The organism is Paenibacillus aurantius (assembly GCF_032268605.1).
Taxonomy (GTDB): Bacteria; Bacillota; Bacilli; order Paenibacillales; family NBRC-103111; genus Paenibacillus_AO; species Paenibacillus_AO aurantius.
In genome coordinates this window covers 4,511,042-4,530,403 of sequence record NZ_CP130318.1, presented here as the reverse complement: position 1 = coordinate 4,530,403, position 19,362 = coordinate 4,511,042, and the positions used below count along the sequence as shown (strand labels likewise).

The 19,362-nt window shown below is 57.7% G+C and carries 19 protein-coding genes; 13 read left to right on the top strand and 6 right to left on the bottom strand.

From position 1 onward, the window contains the following. Nucleotides 1–73: 73 nt before the first annotated feature. From MJA45_RS20605 to MJA45_RS20595, 3 genes are all read left to right on the top strand, one after another. Nucleotides 74–1,420 (top strand): Nramp family divalent metal transporter, encoded by a 1,347-nt coding sequence (locus MJA45_RS20605; protein WP_315603777.1) that lies wholly within the window; start codon nt 74–76, stop codon nt 1,418–1,420. 223 nt (nt 1,421–1,643) lie between these two features. Then, nucleotides 1,644–2,816: a formate-dependent phosphoribosylglycinamide formyltransferase gene (gene purT / locus MJA45_RS20600; protein ID WP_315603776.1), complete on the top strand. Its 1,173-nt coding sequence runs from the start codon at nt 1,644–1,646 to the stop codon at nt 2,814–2,816. 216 nt (nt 2,817–3,032) lie between these two features. Further along, a complete protein-coding gene (locus tag MJA45_RS20595) occupies nt 3,033–3,662 on the top strand; it encodes an SGNH/GDSL hydrolase family protein (RefSeq protein ID WP_315603775.1) in 630 nt (209 codons plus the stop codon). Between the two features lie 114 nt (nt 3,663–3,776). Here the strand turns inward: MJA45_RS20595 and mtnA are convergent, their stop codons facing one another. Together mtnA and mtnK are read right to left on the bottom strand one after the other, a co-directional pair. Next, nucleotides 3,777–4,871, bottom strand: coding sequence for an S-methyl-5-thioribose-1-phosphate isomerase (gene mtnA, locus MJA45_RS20590; protein ID WP_315603774.1), 1,095 nt, complete (start codon nt 4,869–4,871; stop codon nt 3,777–3,779). 13 nt (nt 4,872–4,884) lie between these two features. Next, on the bottom strand, nt 4,885–6,099 hold the full coding sequence (gene mtnK / locus MJA45_RS20585) for an S-methyl-5-thioribose kinase (protein ID WP_315603773.1): 1,215 nt from the start codon (nt 6,097–6,099) through the stop codon (nt 4,885–4,887). 195 nt (nt 6,100–6,294) lie between these two features. On the opposite strand from mtnK, the gene MJA45_RS20580 reads away from it, so the two are divergent. Next, nucleotides 6,295–6,492: a hypothetical protein gene (locus tag MJA45_RS20580; protein WP_315603772.1), complete on the top strand. Its 198-nt coding sequence runs from the start codon at nt 6,295–6,297 to the stop codon at nt 6,490–6,492. 129 nt (nt 6,493–6,621) lie between these two features. On the opposite strand, the gene MJA45_RS20575 is transcribed toward MJA45_RS20580, so the two are convergent. Then, nucleotides 6,622–6,792 (bottom strand): asparagine synthase, encoded by a 171-nt coding sequence (locus tag MJA45_RS20575; RefSeq protein ID WP_315603771.1) that lies wholly within the window; start codon nt 6,790–6,792, stop codon nt 6,622–6,624. Nucleotides 6,793–6,942: 150 nt separating this feature from the next. Here MJA45_RS20575 and MJA45_RS20570 point away from each other — a divergent pair, with 150 nt between their 5' ends. The 7 genes from MJA45_RS20570 to MJA45_RS20540 all read left to right on the top strand — a co-directional run bounded on the left by MJA45_RS20570 (nt 6,943) and on the right by MJA45_RS20540 (nt 14,102). Then, nucleotides 6,943–7,515 (top strand): DUF1802 family protein, encoded by a 573-nt coding sequence (locus MJA45_RS20570; protein WP_315603770.1) that lies wholly within the window; start codon nt 6,943–6,945, stop codon nt 7,513–7,515. Between the two features lie 217 nt (nt 7,516–7,732). After that, on the top strand, nt 7,733–8,521 hold the full coding sequence (gene sufC, locus MJA45_RS20565; protein ID WP_315603769.1) for a Fe-S cluster assembly ATPase SufC: 789 nt from the start codon (nt 7,733–7,735) through the stop codon (nt 8,519–8,521). A gap of 32 nt (nt 8,522–8,553) precedes the next feature. Beyond that, nucleotides 8,554–9,858: a Fe-S cluster assembly protein SufD gene (gene sufD / locus MJA45_RS20560; protein WP_315603768.1), complete on the top strand. Its 1,305-nt coding sequence runs from the start codon at nt 8,554–8,556 to the stop codon at nt 9,856–9,858. Then, complete coding sequence (locus MJA45_RS20555) at nt 9,855–11,081, top strand: cysteine desulfurase (protein ID WP_315603767.1); 1,227 nt, start codon at nt 9,855–9,857, stop codon at nt 11,079–11,081. Before sufD ends, MJA45_RS20555 begins: the two co-directional genes overlap by 4 nt. Beyond that, nucleotides 11,068–11,490 (top strand): Fe-S cluster assembly sulfur transfer protein SufU, encoded by a 423-nt coding sequence (gene sufU / locus MJA45_RS20550; protein ID WP_315603766.1) that lies wholly within the window; start codon nt 11,068–11,070, stop codon nt 11,488–11,490. Before MJA45_RS20555 ends, sufU begins: the two co-directional genes overlap by 14 nt. An 87-nt stretch (nt 11,491–11,577) precedes the next feature. Next, nucleotides 11,578–12,975: a Fe-S cluster assembly protein SufB gene (gene sufB, locus MJA45_RS20545; RefSeq protein WP_315603765.1), complete on the top strand. Its 1,398-nt coding sequence runs from the start codon at nt 11,578–11,580 to the stop codon at nt 12,973–12,975. A 194-nt stretch (nt 12,976–13,169) separates the two neighbouring features. Beyond that, complete coding sequence (locus tag MJA45_RS20540) at nt 13,170–14,102, top strand: glycoside hydrolase family protein (protein ID WP_315603764.1); 933 nt, start codon at nt 13,170–13,172, stop codon at nt 14,100–14,102. 75 nt (nt 14,103–14,177) lie between these two features. On the opposite strand, the gene MJA45_RS20535 is transcribed toward MJA45_RS20540, so the two are convergent. The 3 genes from MJA45_RS20535 to MJA45_RS20525 form a co-directional block, all read right to left on the bottom strand. Continuing rightward, on the bottom strand, nt 14,178–15,215 hold the full coding sequence (locus tag MJA45_RS20535; RefSeq protein WP_315603763.1) for an HD-GYP domain-containing protein: 1,038 nt from the start codon (nt 15,213–15,215) through the stop codon (nt 14,178–14,180). A 135-nt stretch (nt 15,216–15,350) separates the two neighbouring features. Then, complete coding sequence (locus MJA45_RS20530) at nt 15,351–16,406, bottom strand: ThiF family adenylyltransferase (RefSeq protein WP_315603762.1); 1,056 nt, start codon at nt 16,404–16,406, stop codon at nt 15,351–15,353. Next, nucleotides 16,403–17,155, bottom strand: a complete 753-nt coding sequence (locus MJA45_RS20525; protein WP_315603761.1) for a molybdenum cofactor biosynthesis protein — start codon at nt 17,153–17,155, stop codon at nt 16,403–16,405. The genes MJA45_RS20530 and MJA45_RS20525 overlap by 4 nt, the downstream gene beginning before the upstream one ends. A 159-nt stretch (nt 17,156–17,314) precedes the next feature. On the opposite strand from MJA45_RS20525, the gene MJA45_RS20520 reads away from it, so the two are divergent. After that, on the top strand, nt 17,315–17,764 hold the full coding sequence (locus MJA45_RS20520) for a molybdopterin-dependent oxidoreductase (RefSeq protein ID WP_315603760.1): 450 nt from the start codon (nt 17,315–17,317) through the stop codon (nt 17,762–17,764). Between the two features lie 66 nt (nt 17,765–17,830). Then, on the top strand, nt 17,831–19,279 hold the full coding sequence (locus tag MJA45_RS20515) for a bifunctional metallophosphatase/5'-nucleotidase (protein WP_315603759.1): 1,449 nt from the start codon (nt 17,831–17,833) through the stop codon (nt 19,277–19,279). The last annotated feature ends 83 nt before the right edge of the window (nt 19,280–19,362 follow it).

The following is a 19,362-nucleotide window of genomic DNA, read 5'->3' as shown; positions in this document are numbered from 1 at the left end:
GAACAACTTTTATAGGATAAGGCAAATGAGTTAGATAAGACAAACTTTACGTGAGATAGGAGGCCTGAACGGCATGAACACCAAAGCCATTTCGTCGGAAACAGGGCCAGGCTGGAAAAGACAAAGGACCCAAGGAAGTCTGCCTGAGGTGCACCGGTCGCTGGCCGTTCCCCTTAAGGGATCGTGGCTCAAAAAATTTCTCGCTTTCTTCGGTCCCGGTTACCTCGTGGCGGTAGGCTACATGGATCCCGGAAACTGGGCCACGGATATAGCGGGCGGCTCGAAGTTCGGCTACACGCTGCTGTCCGTCATCCTCGTTTCGAACCTGATGGCCATCCTGCTTCAGGCTCTCTCCGGCAAGCTCGGCATTGTAACGGGACGGGACTTGGCCCAGGCGTGCCGCGACCATTACCGCAAGCCGGTGGCGATTGTCCTGTGGGTTCTGTGCGAGCTGGCCATTGCCGCGTGCGACCTGGCGGAGGTTATCGGCTCGGCGATCGCCCTGCAGCTCTTGTTCGGATTGCCCCTGCTGTGGGGGGTCATTATTACCGCGCTGGACGTCATTGTGATTCTGCTGCTGCAGAACAAGGGCTTCCGTTTTATCGAGTCGCTTGTCATCGTCCTCATGCTTACGATCGGAGGCTGCTTTGCGGTCGAGCTGTTCCTTTCCAAACCGGACACCACCGGCATTCTGACTGGATTCGTCCCAAGCTCCGAGATCGTAACGAATCCCGCCATGCTGTACATTGCCATCGGGATTCTCGGGGCAACGGTTATGCCGCATAATCTGTATCTGCATTCCTCCATCGTCCAGACCCGGCGTTTCGACCTGTCGAAGGAAGGGAAGAAATCGGCTATCCGGTATGCGACGGCGGATTCGACCATTGCCTTGTTCTTTGCCCTATTCATCAATGCTTCCATTCTGATTCTTTCGGCCGCGACCTTCCACAAAGCCGGCTTAACGGAGGTGGCGGAGATCCAGGATGCTTATCACATGCTCACTCCGCTCTTAGGCACGACGGTGGGCAGCATCCTGTTCGCCGTGGCGCTGCTCGCCTCCGGACAGAACTCCACCTTAACGGGGACGCTCGCCGGCCAGATCGTGATGGAGGGCTTCCTGAACATCCGGCTAACCCCGTGGCTCCGCCGGCTGATCACCCGTCTCATAGCCGTCATTCCGGCCGTCATCGTGACGGCGGTCGCGGGCGAGAAGGGAACGGTCGATCTGCTGATCCTGAGCCAGGTCATTCTTTCGCTGCAGCTGTCCTTTGCCGTTGTGCCCCTGGTGCAGTTTACCTCGGACCGCCGCAAGATGGGCGAGTTCGTTAACCCCTTGTGGGTTAAGATTCTAGCCTGGACGGTCACCGCCGTCATCATCCTGCTGAATGCTTACCTGCTTTATCAAACGTTCTTTGGTTGAGGCCTGACCGGTTCGGCTTAAGGGAACCGATAGAAAACCGTTCTTTCCCGCGTCTCGCGGAGGAGGAGCGGTTTTTTGACGGGGAGAGAGAACGTTTCGGCTGTCGGGAGATAGTGCCTCGTTAGGTCCTCTTCCCGGGGGAACAGTGGGGGGGCGGATGGTTGCATTTTCGGACGGGTACCTTCACAATGAATCTTATATACCATATGGGAGTTGATCCAACGTGTACGGAGCGCCTTATTCCGCCAATGCTAAGAAGATGATGCTGCTCGGCTCGGGAGAGCTGGGCAAGGAAGTGATTATCGAAGCTCAAAGGCTCGGGGTGGAGACCGTGGCGGTCGACCGATATGAGAATGCCCCGGCCATGCAGGTGGCCCACCGGTCCTACTGCATTAACATGCTGGACCGTGCCGAGCTTCGCCGGGTGATCGAGGCCGAGCGGCCCGATTACATCGTCCCGGAGATCGAGGCGATCGCCACCGACGAGCTCGTGGAGCTGGAGAAGGAAGGCTACCGGGTTATCCCGACGGCCAATGCCTCCCGGTTGACGATGGACCGCGAGGGAATCCGCCGTCTCGCCTCCGAAACGCTCGGCCTTCCGACCGCGGCCTATGCGTTCGCCGACAGCCTGGACGAGCTCCGGGAGGCGGTTGCCCGCATCGGCACGCCATGCGTCATCAAGCCGATCATGAGCTCCTCCGGCAAAGGCCAGAGCGTCTGCCGGACTCCGGAGGATGCCGGCACGTGCTGGGAGTATGCCATGGAGGGGGGACGGGCGAAGAACACCCGGGTGATCGTCGAGGAGTTCATCTCGTTTGAATCCGAAATTACGCTCCTGACCGTCCGCTCGGTCTCCGGAACCACCTTCTGCCAACCGATCGGCCACGTCCAGAAGGACGGAGATTACATAGAATCGTGGCAGCCTCACGGCATGAGGGAGGAGCAGATCGCCGAAGCCCGCCATATCGCCAAGACGGTGACCGATGCCTTGGGCGGGTATGGGATCTACGGCGTAGAGCTGTTTCTCGGCAAGGAGAAGGTATATTTCAGCGAGGTTTCCCCGCGGCCGCATGATACGGGGCTCGTTACCCTCGTTACGCAGGACTTGTCGGAATTCGCCCTGCACGTCCGTGCCATTCTAGGCTTCCCGATTCCCGGCATCCGCCTTCTGACGCCGGGAGCTACTCACACGCTGAAGGCGTGGGAGGAGAAGGCGGACTACCAAATTTCGGGGATGGAAGAAGCGCTGGCCGTTCCCCATACGCAGCTCCGCCTGTTCGGCAAACCCGAAACGCGCCACGGCCGCCGTATGGCGGTGGCGCTGAGCTCCGCGGATACCGTGGAGGAAGCAAGGAAGCGGGCGGCCGAAGCCGCGGGCCGGCTCTCCATTCACTAAGGAGCAAGAGTTTGAAGGAATGGCTGGACGTCTTACCATTTTCATCAGCAAGCTAGCGGATCAGACACTACCTAGTGCCTATCCGCTTGTTTTGTTGGGTGAAACCTGCGGATGCGTTCCAGAGCAATCCGGCTACTGACGTACCCAGGGGAATGGGGTATAATGGAAGCGGTTAACACGCTAAATGCCTTTAACCGAAGGCAGGAGGAGGAGAACATGGGATCGCTTATTAAAGAAGGAGCAAGGGTGCTCCTGATTGGGGACAGCATTACCGATGCGGGACGCAACCGGGAGAACGGGGACGACCTCGGCAAAGGCTATGCTTTCCTGGTGGCCGCTCTCTACGGGGCCCAACAACCGGGGCAGGGAGTGAAATTCTACAACCGCGGCATCGGCGGAAACCGCGTCAAGGACCTGCAGGAGCGGTGGGACCGGGACTGCCTGGAGCTGAAGCCGGACCTCGTTTCGATCTACATAGGCATCAACGATACGTGGAGAAAATATGACCGCCAGGATCCGACGTCGGCGGAGGCATTTGAGGCCGGCTACCGGGACATCCTGAACCGCACGAAGGAGAACCTGACGGCCGGGCTCGTCCTGATAGAGCCGTTCGTCCTTCCCGTTCCGCAGGACCGCGAATCCTGGCGCGAAGACCTGGATCCCAAGATCCAAGTCGTCCGCAAGCTGGCGAGGGAGTACGGGGCCCGGCTCGTCCCGCTGGACGGGCTGTTCGCCCAAGGCTCTATGCAGGCGGAGCCCGCTTACTGGGCGCCTGACGGGGTTCACCCGTCGCCGGCAGGGCATGCCCTGATCGCCGATGCGTGGCTGCGCACCGTCACCAACTAACCCTGCACGCCTAGGGGTGGCTAGCCCCAAGAGCCCCTATGCTGAACAGCATTAACCAAAAAAAACCTGAAAGCGAGCCTCGCGGCGGCTTTCAGGTTTTTTTGGCGTTCCGTTTTACTCCTCAAACAGCTTGGGGAGATTCTCCTGATAGTTGGGATATACAATCCCCTTCTCGGTAATAATGGCCGTGACGTACTCGTTCGGGGTAACGTCGAAGGCCGGGTTGTACACCTTGACGCCCTGGGGGGCCGTACGCTTGCCGAAGCCGATGGTGATCTCGTCCTCATGCCGTTCTTCAATCGGAATCTCCTCGCCCGTCGGGGTCTGGAGGTCAATGGTGGATAATGGGCAGGCTACATAGAAAGGAATGCCGTGCGCCTTGGCCAGCACGGCTACGCTGTACGTGCCGATTTTGTTCGCCACGTCGCCGTTCGCGGCCACCCGGTCGGTGCCGACGATGATGGCCTGAACCCAGCCCTTCGCCATGACCATTCCGGCCATGTTGTCGCAGATCAGGGTGACGTCCACGCCGGCCTGCTGCAGCTCGAATGCGGTCAGCCGCGCTCCTTGAAGGACGGGGCGGGTCTCATCGGCGAACACCTTGATGTCCCAGCCCTTCTCCTTCGCCAGGTAGAACGGGGCAAGCGCCGTCCCGTACTTCGCGGTGGCGAGGCCGCCCGCATTGCAGTGCGTAAGGACGCCGATGCCGTCATGCAGCAGCGTCAGCGCGTTCTCGCCGATCAGCCGGCACGTTTCTTCGTCCTCGGCCTGAATCTGGCGGGCTTCCTCCAGCAGAGCGCCCTTCAGCTCGTCGGCCGTCATCACGCCTTCGGCCGCCAGCGCCTGGGCCGTTGCCCGCATCCGGTCCAGCGCCCAGAAAAGGTTGACGGCGGTCGGCCGGGACGTTGCCAGGTAGTCGGCGATGCGGCCGACCTCGGCGGACAGCTCCTCCAGCGCTTCCCGTCCGCTTCCGGCCGGCTCGAAGCCGCGGATGCCGAGGTAAACGCCGAAGGCGGCCGAAATGCCGATGGCCGGAGCCCCTCTGACCTTGAGGTGGCGGATGCCCTCCCATACCTCTTCGGCCGTATTCAGTTCGAGGAAGACGATCTCCTCGGGAAGCAGCCTCTGATCCAGCATCTCCAGATGGTCGCTGTTCCAGCGGACGGATTGCAGATGCTCCGCAGCCGCCGTTTCTTGTTGGTTTTCCATGATGAAAGCCTCCTTAGGAATGAAGCTGGACGGCCCGGCGGGCCAAGTCCGTCATTTCCTTGATGTCCGCCGCTTGGCGGTTGTGCTTGATCAATGCCGTCCCGATGTGCAGGGCGGTCCGTTCCGCCACCGCGCGGACGCCGGCATCCTCGATGCGGTTGATATCCGCCACCTGGGCGAGACCGTGAATCCGGCGGACCATTTTCGCTCCCGTAAAGCCGAACGTATCCTGCAGGAGACGGGCAAGGAAGCTGTCTAGGAAGCCGGGCGTGCGGGCCATCCGGTCCACCGTCTTCTCTTCCCACAAGGCGCGGAATTCCTGCTCGAAGCGGGTCCAAACGGCTTCCACGGTTTCGAGCAAATAGTTGCGGAAGCTTTCCAGGTCGGCTTGATCCGACTTCCAGCCGGCTTGTCCGCAGTAGTTAAGGAGCAGGTTCGCGAGCACCGCCCCGATATCGAAGCCCATCGGTCCGTAGTAGGCGAATTCGGGATCGATGACCTTGGTCGATTCCGGAGTCACGAAGATGCTTCCCGTGTGCAGGTCGCCGTGCAGCAGCGCCTGGGCATGGGTAAGGAATTTCTCCCTTAAGAACGCCACCTCAAGCAGAAGCTCCTGATCCGCCCAAAGCTTCTCGACATCGGGACGGATGGGCTCGTGAATATTGTTCGTTTCGGCATCCCGGTACGGATCGTCGAAGATAAGGTCTTCCGTGATTTTGCACAGGTCCGGATTAATGAATCGGCCGAGCCGCTCTTTCTTCTCCTGCTGGTTCATCCCCCAGTCGGAGGTGTAAAAGAGGGTATGGGCCAGAAAATGTCCGATATGTTCCGCGAACAGCGGATACCGGTTTCCTTCCACCAGCCCCCTTCGCATGATCACATGGTCGCTCAAATCTTCCATTACCGTCAACGCTAATTCCGTATCGTAGGTATAGACATGAGGAACAAGGCCGGGGCACAGCGCCTCCTGGACCACCAGAGCCTCGCTTTCAATTCTCGAACGGTCGAGAGACAAGGGCCACGATTCCCCCACGACTTTGGCATAAGGGAGAGCCTGCTTCAGGATGAGGCTGCGTCCGCTTACCGAATCGGTTATATGAAAAACGAGATTTAAATTGCCGTCCCCGATTTCACGGGAGGACAGTTCAGCGTTAGACGGAAACACGTCCGGGAGACGGCGGGCGTAGTCGATGGCTTCCTGTTCGGTTAAAGGATGATAGTGGGACATGGGGACCCTCCTGATGGTTGGATTAAATAATACCCATCATACTATATTTTAAGACTCAATGCCTAGTGTTCCAGTTGGTTTTAGGAGACGAGGGCAAGAGCCTTCTTCATTTATCTTTTACATCGGATAAACACTTGCCGAACAATTCTCCTTTATACTTGGCCAAAAGGATAACAAGGGAGGTGCGGATGCCCCATGAAAGTAACCGGCTTGACGCTCGCAGTCGTGTTGGCAGGCTTTCTGATGGCCATGTCCGGCCGAATGCCGATAGGGGATAAAAGCTTATCGGAGTCCGTCCAAACGGGAGGGACGAATCCGAATCCGCATAACATCGACGTGGAACGCTTCGAGAGAATCCAGGCGCAAACCGGCCACTATTCGAGATTCAAATAAGGGATACAAAAAAACAGAGGCGGGGAGACCCGTCCTCTGTTTTTCCCTATTTCCGCCCCCAAGCGGGGCTGGGCGGAGAGACCTAAGCTTGGCAAGGCCGGTTGGCTTTCGCTTGCGCAGGACTTTCCTTTACACCCACGGCTGGTGGCGGTGCTCCACCAAATCGATCGCTCCCAGAACGAGGTGAGCGGCTCCGAAGCCCATAACCGCCCACGCCGCCGCGGAGTTACGGTTCAACAGAGCGGCTCCTGTGGCGGTAACCGCCGTTCCGAGAATAGCAGGTATCAATCCTTCACGCATGGATCTTCCCTCCTGAGTCAATGGTTTGGACGAGCTTTTATAGAATGGAAGGGACGCCCCCTTTTTATGCGGGAAACCGGTTGTTTTGTTTTGCCATTTGTTTATATAATGGAGTAGTTTTGACGTTAGAGCCGAAAGGAGGATGTCCCTATGAGCACGGAAACCATCGCCTTGAAGGAATGGGCGGCGGCGATTAAGGCGCTGGAGGACGGCACCCAGATTCTCATCATGAGAAAGGGCGGAATCGTCGAGGAGACGAAGGCGTTCACCTTGAAAAGCCGCTCCTTTTATCTATATCCCACCTACGAGCACCAGCAAAAGGTACTCCTGCAGGATAAATACCACCCTTATTTGGAGGAAACACTAAAAGGGTGGACGCCGGACGACCGAACGGTAACCATCACTTCCCGGGCGGAAGTGGAGGAGGACCTGGAGGTGTTCGAGGCGGAGGAGTTGGAGAAGCTGAAAGGCTTTCATATCGGAACGGACCGGTTCGCCGAGGAAAGGCTGAAGTGGAAACGGAAGAACCCCCTTCACCTTCTGCTGCTGCGGGTATACAAGCTGGACGAGCCTCTGGAGATTCCCGTCAAGCCGGAGTATAACGGCTGCAGGTCCTGGATAGGCTTGGACGTGGAGCTGTCGGGAAGGGCGGAGAAACCCGTCCTCGATGAGGAAGCCTTTCGCAAACGGATGGCGGAAATCCGCCGGGCGATAGGCCGTTAGAAGCGCTGGGGCTGACAAACAAGGATAAAGGACGAACCAGAAATAGGCTGTGACCTTTTTCACAGTAAGAGGGGTTTGGACTTTATTGTCGGAGGCAAGTGCGCTATAATAGAAATATGTCATTGAGAATCACTGATAATCATTTAATAATCATTATAAACTGATTGTCGGGATCGGACCAGGAATCAAACCAATACAATCCGGAGGGAATAGGCAAATGAGCAACTCGCTTAAATTCGTCATTGACGGCTTGAAAGCCGAGATCGAAGGAAAAGAAATATTGAAGGGCTTCAACCTCGAGATCAACAACGGGGAAATCCACGCCATCATGGGACCGAACGGTACCGGGAAGAGCACGCTCGCTTCGACCCTGATGGGCCATCCGAAATATGAAGTAACGGCCGGAAGCGTTACGCTGGACGGGGAAGACGTCCTGGATATGGCGGTAGACGAGAGAGCCCGCGCGGGCCTGTTCCTCGCCATGCAGTATCCGAGCGAAATCGCCGGGGTAACCAACTCCGACTTCCTGCGCAGCGCCATCAACGCCCGCCGCGGGGAAGGAAACGAAATCTCGCTTATCAAGTTCATCCGCCAGATGGAAGGCAAGATGAAGGAGCTCGAGATGAACCCTGAGTTCGCTCACCGCTATCTGAACGAGGGCTTCTCGGGCGGAGAGAAGAAGCGTAACGAAATCCTGCAGATGCTGCTGCTTGAACCGCGTCTTGTCATTCTGGACGAAATCGACTCCGGTCTCGACATCGATGCTCTGCGTATTGTAGCTGAGGGTGTCAACGCTATGCGTAACGAAGACCGCAGCTTCCTGATCATCACCCACTACCAGCGCCTGCTCAACTACATCAAGCCGGACTTCGTCCACGTCATGATGCAGGGCCGCATCGTACGCTCCGGCGGACCGGAGCTCGCCGAGCGGCTGGAAAACGAAGGTTACGATTGGATCAAGGAAGAGCTTGGAATCGTTGATGAAACGGTCGGTCAAGAAGCCTAAGATGAGCCTATAACCACTCGGGAGGAATAGAGATGAGCACGCAAACCATTCTTCCAATCGACCGCCAATCCGTAACGGAACGATCCCAAGCCAGCCGCGAGCCCGAATGGATGACCGCTGTCCGCTTGAAAGGTCTGGAATTGGCCGGAACATTGGAACTGCCTAAATTAGAGAAAACAAGAATTGACCGCTGGAATCTGGAGTCCTATGGCACCTACCGTGCTCCGGGCCGGCTTAACGGAACGGAGGAGCTGCCGGAAGCCGTCCGCAGCCTGGCCGGAGACTCGGCGCAGGGCAACCAGCTTATTCAGAAGGATTCGGGGACCGTATGGGCCCGCGTTTCCGAAGAGCTGGCTTCCCAGGGTGTGATCTTCACCGACCTGGAGACCGCTGTCCGGGAACACGGCGATCTGGTACAGAAGTACTTCCTGAAGGCGGTAGCCCAGGACGAGAACAAGCTGACGGCCCTTCATTCGGCCGTATGGAACGGTGGGATCTTCGTCTACGTTCCGAAGAACGTGACCGTGGAGCTGCCCCTGCAGGCCTTGTTCGTATCCGAGGAAGCCAACGCTTCCTTTGCTCCCCACGTACTTCTCGTAGCGGAAGCGAACAGCTCCGTTACCTACGTCGACAACTTCATAACCGCCGGCAACGCCGAAAGCCTTGTGGCGAGCTCGATTGTCGAAGTGTTCGTTAAGCCGGGAGCCAAAGTCCGCTTCGCTTCTGTTCATAACATGAGCGTGAACGTGACGGATCTTTCCTACCGCCGTGCGGTGGTAGAGAACGACGGCAGCATGGAGTGGATCATCGGCGAGATGAACGCGGGCAACGGCATGTCGGATACGACCTCGCTTCTGAAGGGCGATGGCTCTTTCTCCGATATGAAGGTCATCTGCGTCGGGAACGGCGAGCAGAAGCTTAACCTGACGACACGCAACGTTCACTTCGGCAAAATGTCCTCCTCGGACATGATCACCCGTGCGGTAATGCGCGAGAGTGCGACGGCCATTATCAACGGCGTCACGAAGATCGAGAAGGGGGCTACGGGAGCGAACGGGCAGCAGACGGAGAAGGTGCTGATGCTGAGCCCGGGCGCGCGCGGCGACGCGAACCCGATCCTGCTGATCGACGAGGACGACGTTAAAGCGGGTCACGCGGCAAGCGTCGGCCAGGTGAACCCCGATCAGGTGTACTACCTGATGTCCCGGGGAATTTCGAAGGAAGAGGCCGAGCGCCTCATCATCTACGGCTTCCTGGCGCCGGTTGTGTCCGAAATTCCGCTGCCGCAGCTCGAAGAGCAGTTCCAGCGGCTCGTCGAAAGGAAGCTGGGCCAATGAAGGCGAGTGAACTCCGCCGGCATTTCCCGATTCTGGACCAGGAAATAAACGGGCATCCGCTCGTTTACCTGGACAGCGCCGCCACTTCCCAGAAGCCGGTTGCCGTTATCGAAGCGCTCAAGCATTATTACCAGTGGGAGAACGCCAACGTTCACCGGGGGGTTCATACCCTGGGCTCCCGTGCCACCGATGCGTATGAAGGCGCCCGGGAAACGGTAGCGGCTTTCCTTAACGCCCGTTCTACGGAAGAGATCATCTTCACCCGGGGAACGACGACGGCGATTAACCTGGTCGCTCAGAGCTACGCCCAGTCTGTATGCCGGGAAGGCGATGAGATCGTCATCACCCCGCTGGAGCATCACAGCAATCTCATCCCGTGGCAGCAGGTGGCCAAGCGCACCGGCGCCACGTTGAAATACATTCCTCTGCAGCCGGATGGAAGCATCCGCTTGGAGGATGTGGAAGCCACCATAACGGAACGCACGAAGATGGTGGCGGTCGTCTATGTTTCGAATGTTATGGCTGTCGTCAATCCCGTTAAGCAGATTGCCGAAATCGCCCATCGCCATGGAGCCAAGATCTTAGTGGATGGCGCCCAGAGCACCCCGCACCTGAAGGTCGATGTGCAGGAGCTCGACTGCGACTTCTACGCTTTCTCGGGACATAAGATGTGCGGGCCGACCGGAATCGGCGCCCTGTATGGCAAGAAGGAGCTTCTCGAGAACATGGAGCCGATCGAGTTCGGGGGCGAGATGATCGATCATGTCGGCTTGTATGAATCGACTTGGAAGGACCTGCCTTGGCGCTTCGAAGGGGGAACCCCGATTATCGCCGGAGCGGTCGGCCTTGGCGCCGCGATCCGCTTCCTGGAGGAGATCGGGCTGGACGCCATTGACCGCCACGAGAAAGAGCTGACGGCTTACGCCATGGAGCGTATGTCGAAGATCGACGATCTGGTGATCTACGGGCCCAAGGAAGAACGGGCCGGGCTTATCACCTTCAACCTCGGGGACATTCATCCGCATGATGTGGCGACGGTCCTCGATGCGGAAGGCGTCGCGGTACGGGCCGGCCACCACTGCTGCCAGCCGCTTATGAGATGGCTGAATGTCAGTGCGACGGCGAGAGCGAGCTTTTATCTATACAATACGGAAGAAGACGTGGACCGGCTGGTCGCAGCCCTACTAAAAACAAAGGAGTACTTCGGTTATGCAGCTGGATGATTTGTACCGCAGGGTCATCATGGACCACTACAAGAACCCCCGCAACCGAGGGAAGCTGGAAGGCGAAGCCATTACCATCGACCTGAACAACCCGTCCTGCGGCGATAAAATTTCGCTGCAGATGGCAGTGGAAGACGGACGGGTAAAGGACGCCAAGTTTGAAGGGGAAGGCTGCTCGATCAGCTTATCCTCCGCCTCCATGATGACCGACGCCGTCAAAGGCAAGACGATAGAGGAAGCCCTTCAGATGGCCGAGAATTTCTCGGGCTTGATGAAAGGCGAAGAAGCCGAGTTCGACTATGAAGACATCGAAGCCCTGTCGGGAGTCAACAAATTCCCGGCCCGCATCAAGTGCGCCACCCTCGCGTGGAACGCCATGCGTAAGGGGATCGAGAAGTCCGGCAAGTAAATTACGGCCTAGGGAATGAAACACCGGCCGGGGGACCATCCAAGGATCCCCGGCCGCCTCCCGTAAGGTCAAGAGGAGGGAATCCAAATGGCAAAGCAAATGCCTGAATTGGAAGATTATAAATATGGGTTTCGCGACGAGCACAAGGCCATTTTCCAAAGCGGAAAAGGGCTGACGCCCGAAATCGTAACCGAGATTTCCCGCATGAAAGGCGAGCCAGACTGGATGCTCGAGTTCCGTCTGAAGTCGCTGGAGCAGTTCTTCAAGATGCCGATGCCCAAATGGGGCGGCAACATGGACGATCTGGATTTCAACGATATCCAGTACTATGTAAAGCCTTCGGAGAAGCAGGGCAAAACCTGGGAAGAGGTTCCTTCGGAAATCAAGGAAACCTTCGATAAGCTCGGCATTCCGGAAGCGGAGCAGAAGTTCCTAGCAGGGGTATCCGCCCAGTACGAATCCGAGGTTGTTTACCACAGCATGCAGAAGGACCTCGAAGACCAAGGCGTTATCTTCACCGACACGGATACGGCTCTGCGCGAGCATCCGGAGCTGTTCCGCAAGTACTTCGGAACGGTCGTGCCTCCGAGCGATAACAAGTTCGCCGCTCTGAACAGTGCGGTCTGGTCGGGCGGAAGCTTCATCTATGTTCCGAAGGGTGTAAAATGCGAAGTGCCTCTGCAGGCGTACTTCCGCATCAACTCCGAGAACATGGGACAATTCGAGCGCACCCTGATCGTGACGGACGAAGACAGCTTCGTCCACTATGTTGAAGGCTGCACGGCTCCGATCTACAGCACGAACTCGCTGCACAGCGCGGTCGTCGAGATCATCTGCCTGAAGAACTCCCGCGCCCGTTACACGACCATTCAGAACTGGGCGCCTAACATCTACAATCTGGTCACGAAACGGGCGGTTGCCGAAGAGAATGCCACCATGGAATGGGTGGACGGCAACATCGGCTCCAAGCTGACCATGAAATACCCGGCGGTTGTCCTGAAGGGCCGCGGCGCGAAGGGCAGCGTCCTCTCGATCGCCGTAGCCGGCAAAGGCCAGCACCAGGATGCCGGCGCGAAGATGATTCACCTCGCACCGGAAACGACCTCCACGATCGTCTCGAAGTCGATCAGCAAGCACGGCGGAAAGGTCACCTACCGAGGGCTCGCTTCCTTCGGCCGCAATTCCGAGGGTTCCAAAGCAAACATCAAGTGCGATACGCTGATCATGGATAAGGAGTCGACGTCGGATACGATTCCTTACAACGAGATCATGAACGATAACATTACCCTGGAGCACGAAGCGACCGTCTCGAAGGTGTCCGAGGACCAGCTCTTCTACCTGATGAGCCGCGGATTGACGGAAGCCGAAGCGACCCAGATGATTGTCATGGGCTTCATCGAGCCGTTCACGAAGGAGCTGCCGATGGAGTATGCGGTCGAGATGAACCGTCTCATCAAGTTCGAGATGGAAGGCTCCATAGGGTAACTTGTTCCCATTACCGGGGCGGCACAGAGCCGCCCCTTTCTTTATTCCTAAACGTGTCCGTTGGGACCTGCACGCTTGGCGTGTCGGTTGGTTTGCGGGCACGTTTTTTCTTTTGAGCGGCGGGGGGAGGAAGGATATAATGAAGGAAGTTTGAGCATGGGCACTTATTCCCTTGAAGTTAGGAGACGATGAAAATGAAAGCGCCTTTATTTCGCGACCCCCTCTTCGATGGCGCCGCCGATCCGGTGGTCGTCTGGAATCGGGCTAAGCAGGAATGGTGGATGATCTATACGAACCGGAGGGCGACGGCGGAAGGGCCGGGCTTTGCCTGGGTGCACGGAACGGATCTCGGTGTCGCCTCGTCCCGGGACGGAGGCGCCCATTGGGTATACCGCGGCACCCTGACGGGACTGGACATCGAGTGGGGACGCAATACGTTCTGGGCTCCGGAAATCTTGTGGCACGAAGGCATCTATCATATGTATGTCAGCTACATCCAGGGGGTTCCGGAGGAATGGGCCGGGCATAAGCGGGAGCTGCTCCATTACACAAGCCCGGATCTGCTGCAGTGGACCTTCCGCAGCAAGCTGGAGCTGAGCTCGGACCGGGTCATCGATGCCTGCGTTTATCCGCTTCCTTCGGGAGGCTTCCGGATGTGGTACAAGGATGAGGCGAACGGATCTTTCACCTATGCGGCGGATAGCCCGGATTTATACGAATGGAAGGTCACTGGGCCGGTCATCACCGGAAGGCCGCATGAAGGCCCCAATGTGTTCAAGCTGTCCGGCTTCTACTGGATGATTGTGGACGAATGGCGGGGACAGGGCGTTTACCGGTCGGATAACCTTACCGATTGGGAGCGCAGCGGCCTGATCCTGGATAAGCCGGGGATCCGGGACGACGACGGAACGATCGGGCTGCATGCGGATGTGGTGGTGCAGGGGGAGGAGGCGTTTATCTTCTATTTCACCCACCCGGATAGGAGGGGGGCGTTGAATACGGTCAACCAGCCTCAAACCTATTCCACGAGGCGCTCTTCGATCCAAGTGGCGAAGCTTAAGGTAAGGGACGGGGAGCTCCTCTGCAACCGGGATGAAGAATTTACCCTGACCCTCCGACCGGAGTAAGGGCCGGAGCCTCGTTCCACTAAAAAAGCCCCGCCACCGGCGAGGCTGCTAATGTATAGGCGGCATGGTGAGTCTTTACGCGTAGATTTTCTCAATCTGGACCGTAATCTGCTGGCTGAGGTCGATGAATTCGTTCTGAACCCGAATCAACGGGCGGAAGTAATCGGTCGGGTTCGTCATGACGATGTTCCCGGTCATTCCGCTGTCCAGAACGACCTGCTTGCCGATCAGATTGGGCAGCATTTTCTGAATGAAGAGATGAGTCAGGATGGGATCGAGCTCCGAAAAGCTCAGCCGGTGAAGCTCCTTGAGAACATGAAGCAGGTCCCGTTCCTTCTGGTATACCCTGGAGGAAATCATGGCGCTGTAAATATCGGCGATGGCTACGATTTTGGAAATGGGATGAATGGCGTCCCCCCGAAGACCCGACGGGTATCCGCTCCCATCCAGGCGTTCATGGTGCTGAAGCGCGGCAACCGCCGGGAGGGAAGAGTCCAGAGAGCGGATCAAGATTTCATGTCCGTATACAGGATGAAGCTTGATTTCCGCGAACTCCTCCTCGGTCAGTTTGCCGGGCTTGTTCAGAATGGAATCGGGAATCCGGCTCTTGCCGATATCGTGAAGGTACCCCGCTTTGCCGGCCATGGCGGCATCCGCCTCGGACCTTCCGGACCATTTGGCTAGAAAATAGGAAATCATGCCGACCTGCACGCAATGCTGGTAGGTATACTCATCCTTCTGGTTGAGGGTGAGCAGCAGGGAAACGACATCGGTTTGGCAGTTGATGTTACGGGCCAGGGGAGCATAGGCTTCCTCGATGACCGCTTCGTCCACCACGCCTTTCTCCAAAGCCTGGGCGAATAATCCCTTGACGGCTTCATAGGCGGTTTCAAAAAGACGGTTCGTTTCCTCATTCGCGATAGCCGGGACGGAACCGGAGGGTAACGGGCTTCCGGATAAGGTGGCCACATAACCAATGTTATGATGAAGAAGCTTGGCGATCGCGGCCGCATCCAGTACCGTGCCTTTGGACAGAATCAACAACCCGTAATCATTGTATACATCTTTCTCCAGCTCGTCTCCAGCCTGCAGATCCATGACATGAACTCTCAATTGCTTTCACCCTTTTGTGTCGTCTTTAGCTAGCGCCCAATCTAGGCCTTTAAGACCAGCTCAGACGTATAGCTATTTTATCACAAAAGAAAATTATGGCAATACACTTAAATTTTTGTCGAACCGCCATCATACTTACATCCCGATAAAGCGGCTGTACAGGCTTTTGGCGGTGTTAACGTCTTCCGTGCCCTGAACGATGACCCGTCCGTCGGGAAAGAGCACTAATCTCCGGTCTTCGTCCAGATGGAGCTTGAGCAGAAAGGGGGTCCGCTCGACTCTTCCTACCGGCGACCAGCGTTCCTCCCATTCGGTAAGGCTGAGCTGTCGTGGGGAGACCGGAAAGATCTGGACCGAATCCCGTCCGCACATGGATTGAATCGTATCCCCTTCGATCTGCGTTTCCAAGTAATCGTAGCGGTTTTCTCCGCAAGCGGGACAGTCGGGCTTACGGGCCTCGGCCATATCGACCCCCCCCATTTGGTTGTGCCACAGGTCAAAATGGAGCATTTTGCGGTTTACGCGCTGCCGGTCACCCACGAGAATCTTAAGGGCCTCCGCCGCTTGAAAGGAAGCGACGACGTGGATGATCGGGCCGATGACCCCGGCGGTGTCGCAGGTCTCGGCCGTTCCCTGCTCCGGAGCCTGACCGAAGATGCAGCGGAGGCAGGGCGTGTCCCGGGGTAGAATGGCGAGTGCCGTTCCGCGTGAACTGACGGCTCCTCCGTACACCCAGGGAATGTCGTGCTTCAAGCAAACATCATTGATAAGGAAGCGGACGGAGAAGTTATCGCTTCCGTCCAGAACGAGATCGACGTCGGCAAGCAGCTTTTCCGCATTGGACGGGTTAAGATCCGTCACATGGGGTTCGATTTCAACGAGGGAATTGACCCTTCGGAGCCGTTCCGCCGCGGCAACCGCCTTCGGAGCGGAGTTCCACGCATCCTCTTCTTCGTAAAGCATCTGCCTCTGCAAATTGCTCGGCTCCACGAAGTCACGGTCGATGAGCCGCACGAACCCGGCCCCGGCGCGAACCATATGATTGGCGAGAACCGAGCCGAGGGCTCCCATTCCCACAATGGCTACGCGCGAACGGCTTAACTTAAGCTGGCCCTCCCGTCCGATCGGACCGAAGAGCAGCTGCCGGGAATAGCGGGGATCGATCCCCAGGTCTTCGGCTCGCTGACTCATGATCTATCCCTTCCTTCCTCAGGAGCGTCCGCAAGGCCGGCTATCGGGTTCCAGGGTCCCTGCTGGTGGCCCTTCCATTCCGAGCCGTCCTCCCATATTTCTTTCTTCCAGATCGGAACGATCTGCTTGAGGCGCTCGATGGCATAACGGCTTGCTTCGTAGCAGGCTTCCCGGTGAGGGGAGGATACGGCGATGACCACGCTGGCCTCCGCGAGATCCACCGGACCGATGCGGTGGGTAATGGCACAGCGGGTGCCCGGCCAGCGTTCGTCAAGCTCGATTCCGATCCGTTCAAGCATAGATAAGGCCATCGGAACATAGGCATCATATTCGAGGCGGATCGTCCGCTTGCCGTGAGTGAATTCGCGGGTAGTGCCGACGAACGTCAAGGCGGCTCCGTGATGGGGATGAATCACTTTTGCCGTGACGGCTTCTACGGAAATCGGGCTGGAATGCACAACAAAGAGAGGCTCTTCGGTTTCGGCCGAAGGGCCGTCGGATTGACCGCCCGATACCGGTGGAATCAGGGCCAGTTCGTCCTCTTCGGAAAGTGCGGTATCTCCCGGAGCATACGCCTGGTTGCGCGCGACGAAAGACTGCAGGACGGCTTGGGCGGATTCGGGGTAATCCCGTGCAATTAACTGCTTAAGCCCGTCGGCCGTGACCGGCCCATCGGGGATATCGACGGTAAGATTCGGACTGCCGAGCCGCTCGGCTAACCCGGCAAATAGCTGGATCGTCAGTTTCATGGTTAACCTCTCCCGGTATAGAGATAGAATTGCTTTTAAGCATATCATATTCCGCCTGAAAACGCGTTTCAAATGGACGAGTGGAGGCCGTTTCACTATACTAAAGAGCATAGACTGCCAGCAGGGAAGAACGCCTGCCGGCTAAAGGAGTATAGGGCGATGACGATTGTGGTTTCGGAAGAGGAACGCCGGGAATCCAAGACGCTGGAAGAACTGAAGGAAGAGGCCCCGGATCATGTGGAGCTGGCGGAAAGGGTCCCCGGCAAGGAAGGCCGAGGCTTCGATCTTACCGCCTGGTATCAGGCATGGACGAGCCGTTCGGACGGGCAGGAGCTGCCTACCCATCTGGAGGTGGAGGCGGCGGATGAATTCCGTGCGGTCATTCCCTGGCGGGAGCTGGGTTCCGCCGTTCTCGTCTATGAGCAGAACGGGGAGCCGCTTAGAAGGGGAGGCCCTTTGAGGCTCTATGTCCCGGAAGGGAGCAGCGACTGCCTTCATGTGAAAAGCGTCGTGAAGCTTTCCTTTCTTCATACCCAGAAGGAAGCGAAGGACAAGGCCCGGTTCGGCTTTGCCAACCGCGTATCGCCCGAATCCATGCTTAAACGTTAAAAACGAATGTAGGGAAACCACTCGCGTGAACTTTACTCAATCTGGAAAAGACCGGGGGATATTAGAATGAAGCAGGTGCAAAAGCTGGTCATTCTTCACACGAATGACATCCACAGCCACTTCGAAGCCATGCCCCGGATTGCAACGGTTATGCGAAAGCTGAGAAGGGAGCATGCCGGGGCCGGCTTGGTGACGGTGGACGGCGGCGACCATATGGACCGGATGCGGCAGGAGACCGAGGCAAGCCTGGGTAAAGCGAATGTCGCCGTAATGAACGAGGCCGGCTACGATTTGGCGGTGCCGGGCAACAACGAGGGGCTCACCCTTTCCAAGAATGACCTGGAAAAGGCTTATAGCGGAGCGCGGTTCGAAATCATCGGCAGCAATCTGTACGAGAGCGGAACGGGCCGGATTCCCTCTTGGCTTAAGCCGTATTCCATCCTAGACCGCGGAGGGGTCCGGATCGGCTTTATCGGCGTTACGGCTTACTTTCCGGCCTTTTACAATCTTCTCGGATGGGATATTCAGGAGCCGTTCGGATCGATCAGGCATTGGCTGAAGGAAGTACGGGAGCGGGCCGATGTCGTTGTGCTGATCTCTCATCTCGGAATCGCCCATGACCGCCGGATCGCCGAGGAAATAAGCGGAATCGATGTCATCCTCGGAGCCCATACCCATCATCTTCTGGAAGAGCCCTTGAGAATCGGGGGAACGGCCATTTTGGCGGCAGGAAAGTGGGGACAGTATGTCGGCTGCGTCGAGATGGAGTATGACCGGGAGGCCGGCGCCCTTGTCAAGGTGGAGGGACGAGTCTACCCGACGGAGGGAGAAGCGGAGGAGCCGGGGACGGTTCGAACCATCGACGGCTACGAAAGCTCCAGCCGGACGGTTCTGCAGGAGCCGGCCGCTGTGCTGAATCGGCCCCTTCCGATCCACTGGCACGAAGAATCCGAGCTCGGCAACCTGCTCGCAGCCGGACTGAGAAGCTGGGTAGGAGCCGAAATCGGGCTCGTCAATGCGGGACAGCTTCTGGAAGGCCTCCCCAAGGGGACCGTCACGAGAGGAGAGCTTCACCGGATCTGCCCTTCGCCCATTAACCCCTGCTCGGTAAACCTGAAAGGCTCCGATCTGCTGACTGCACTCGAGGAGTCCCTGCTGCCGGAATTCACGGAGAAGCCGATCATGGGCTTTGGCTTCCGGGGGAAGGTTCTCGGGGCCTTATGCGTGGACGGGCTGCAGGTGGATTATGACCCCGATGGAGAGCCCTATCGCAAGATCCGGTCGGTTCTCGTCAACGGAGAGCCGCTTGACCCCGCCCGCCTGTACCGGACAGGCATGATCGACATGTTTACCTTCCGGGTCGGTTACCCGACGCTCGCGGAAGGAACGGAGGTGCGCTACTTCCTCCCGGAATTTCTTCGCGACCTTCTGGCCGGCCTCCTCTTGGACGAAGAGGCGCTGGCCCGTGCCGTTCCCAGGAGATGGCGGCCATCGTCCTCCGGCAAAGAAGCCTGATCCGGTTGCCTCAGGGCTTATCGAACGATAGAATAAACAGGGTGCCTTCCCGTGGGACGACAGCACCCGGGGTTCCCCTATCC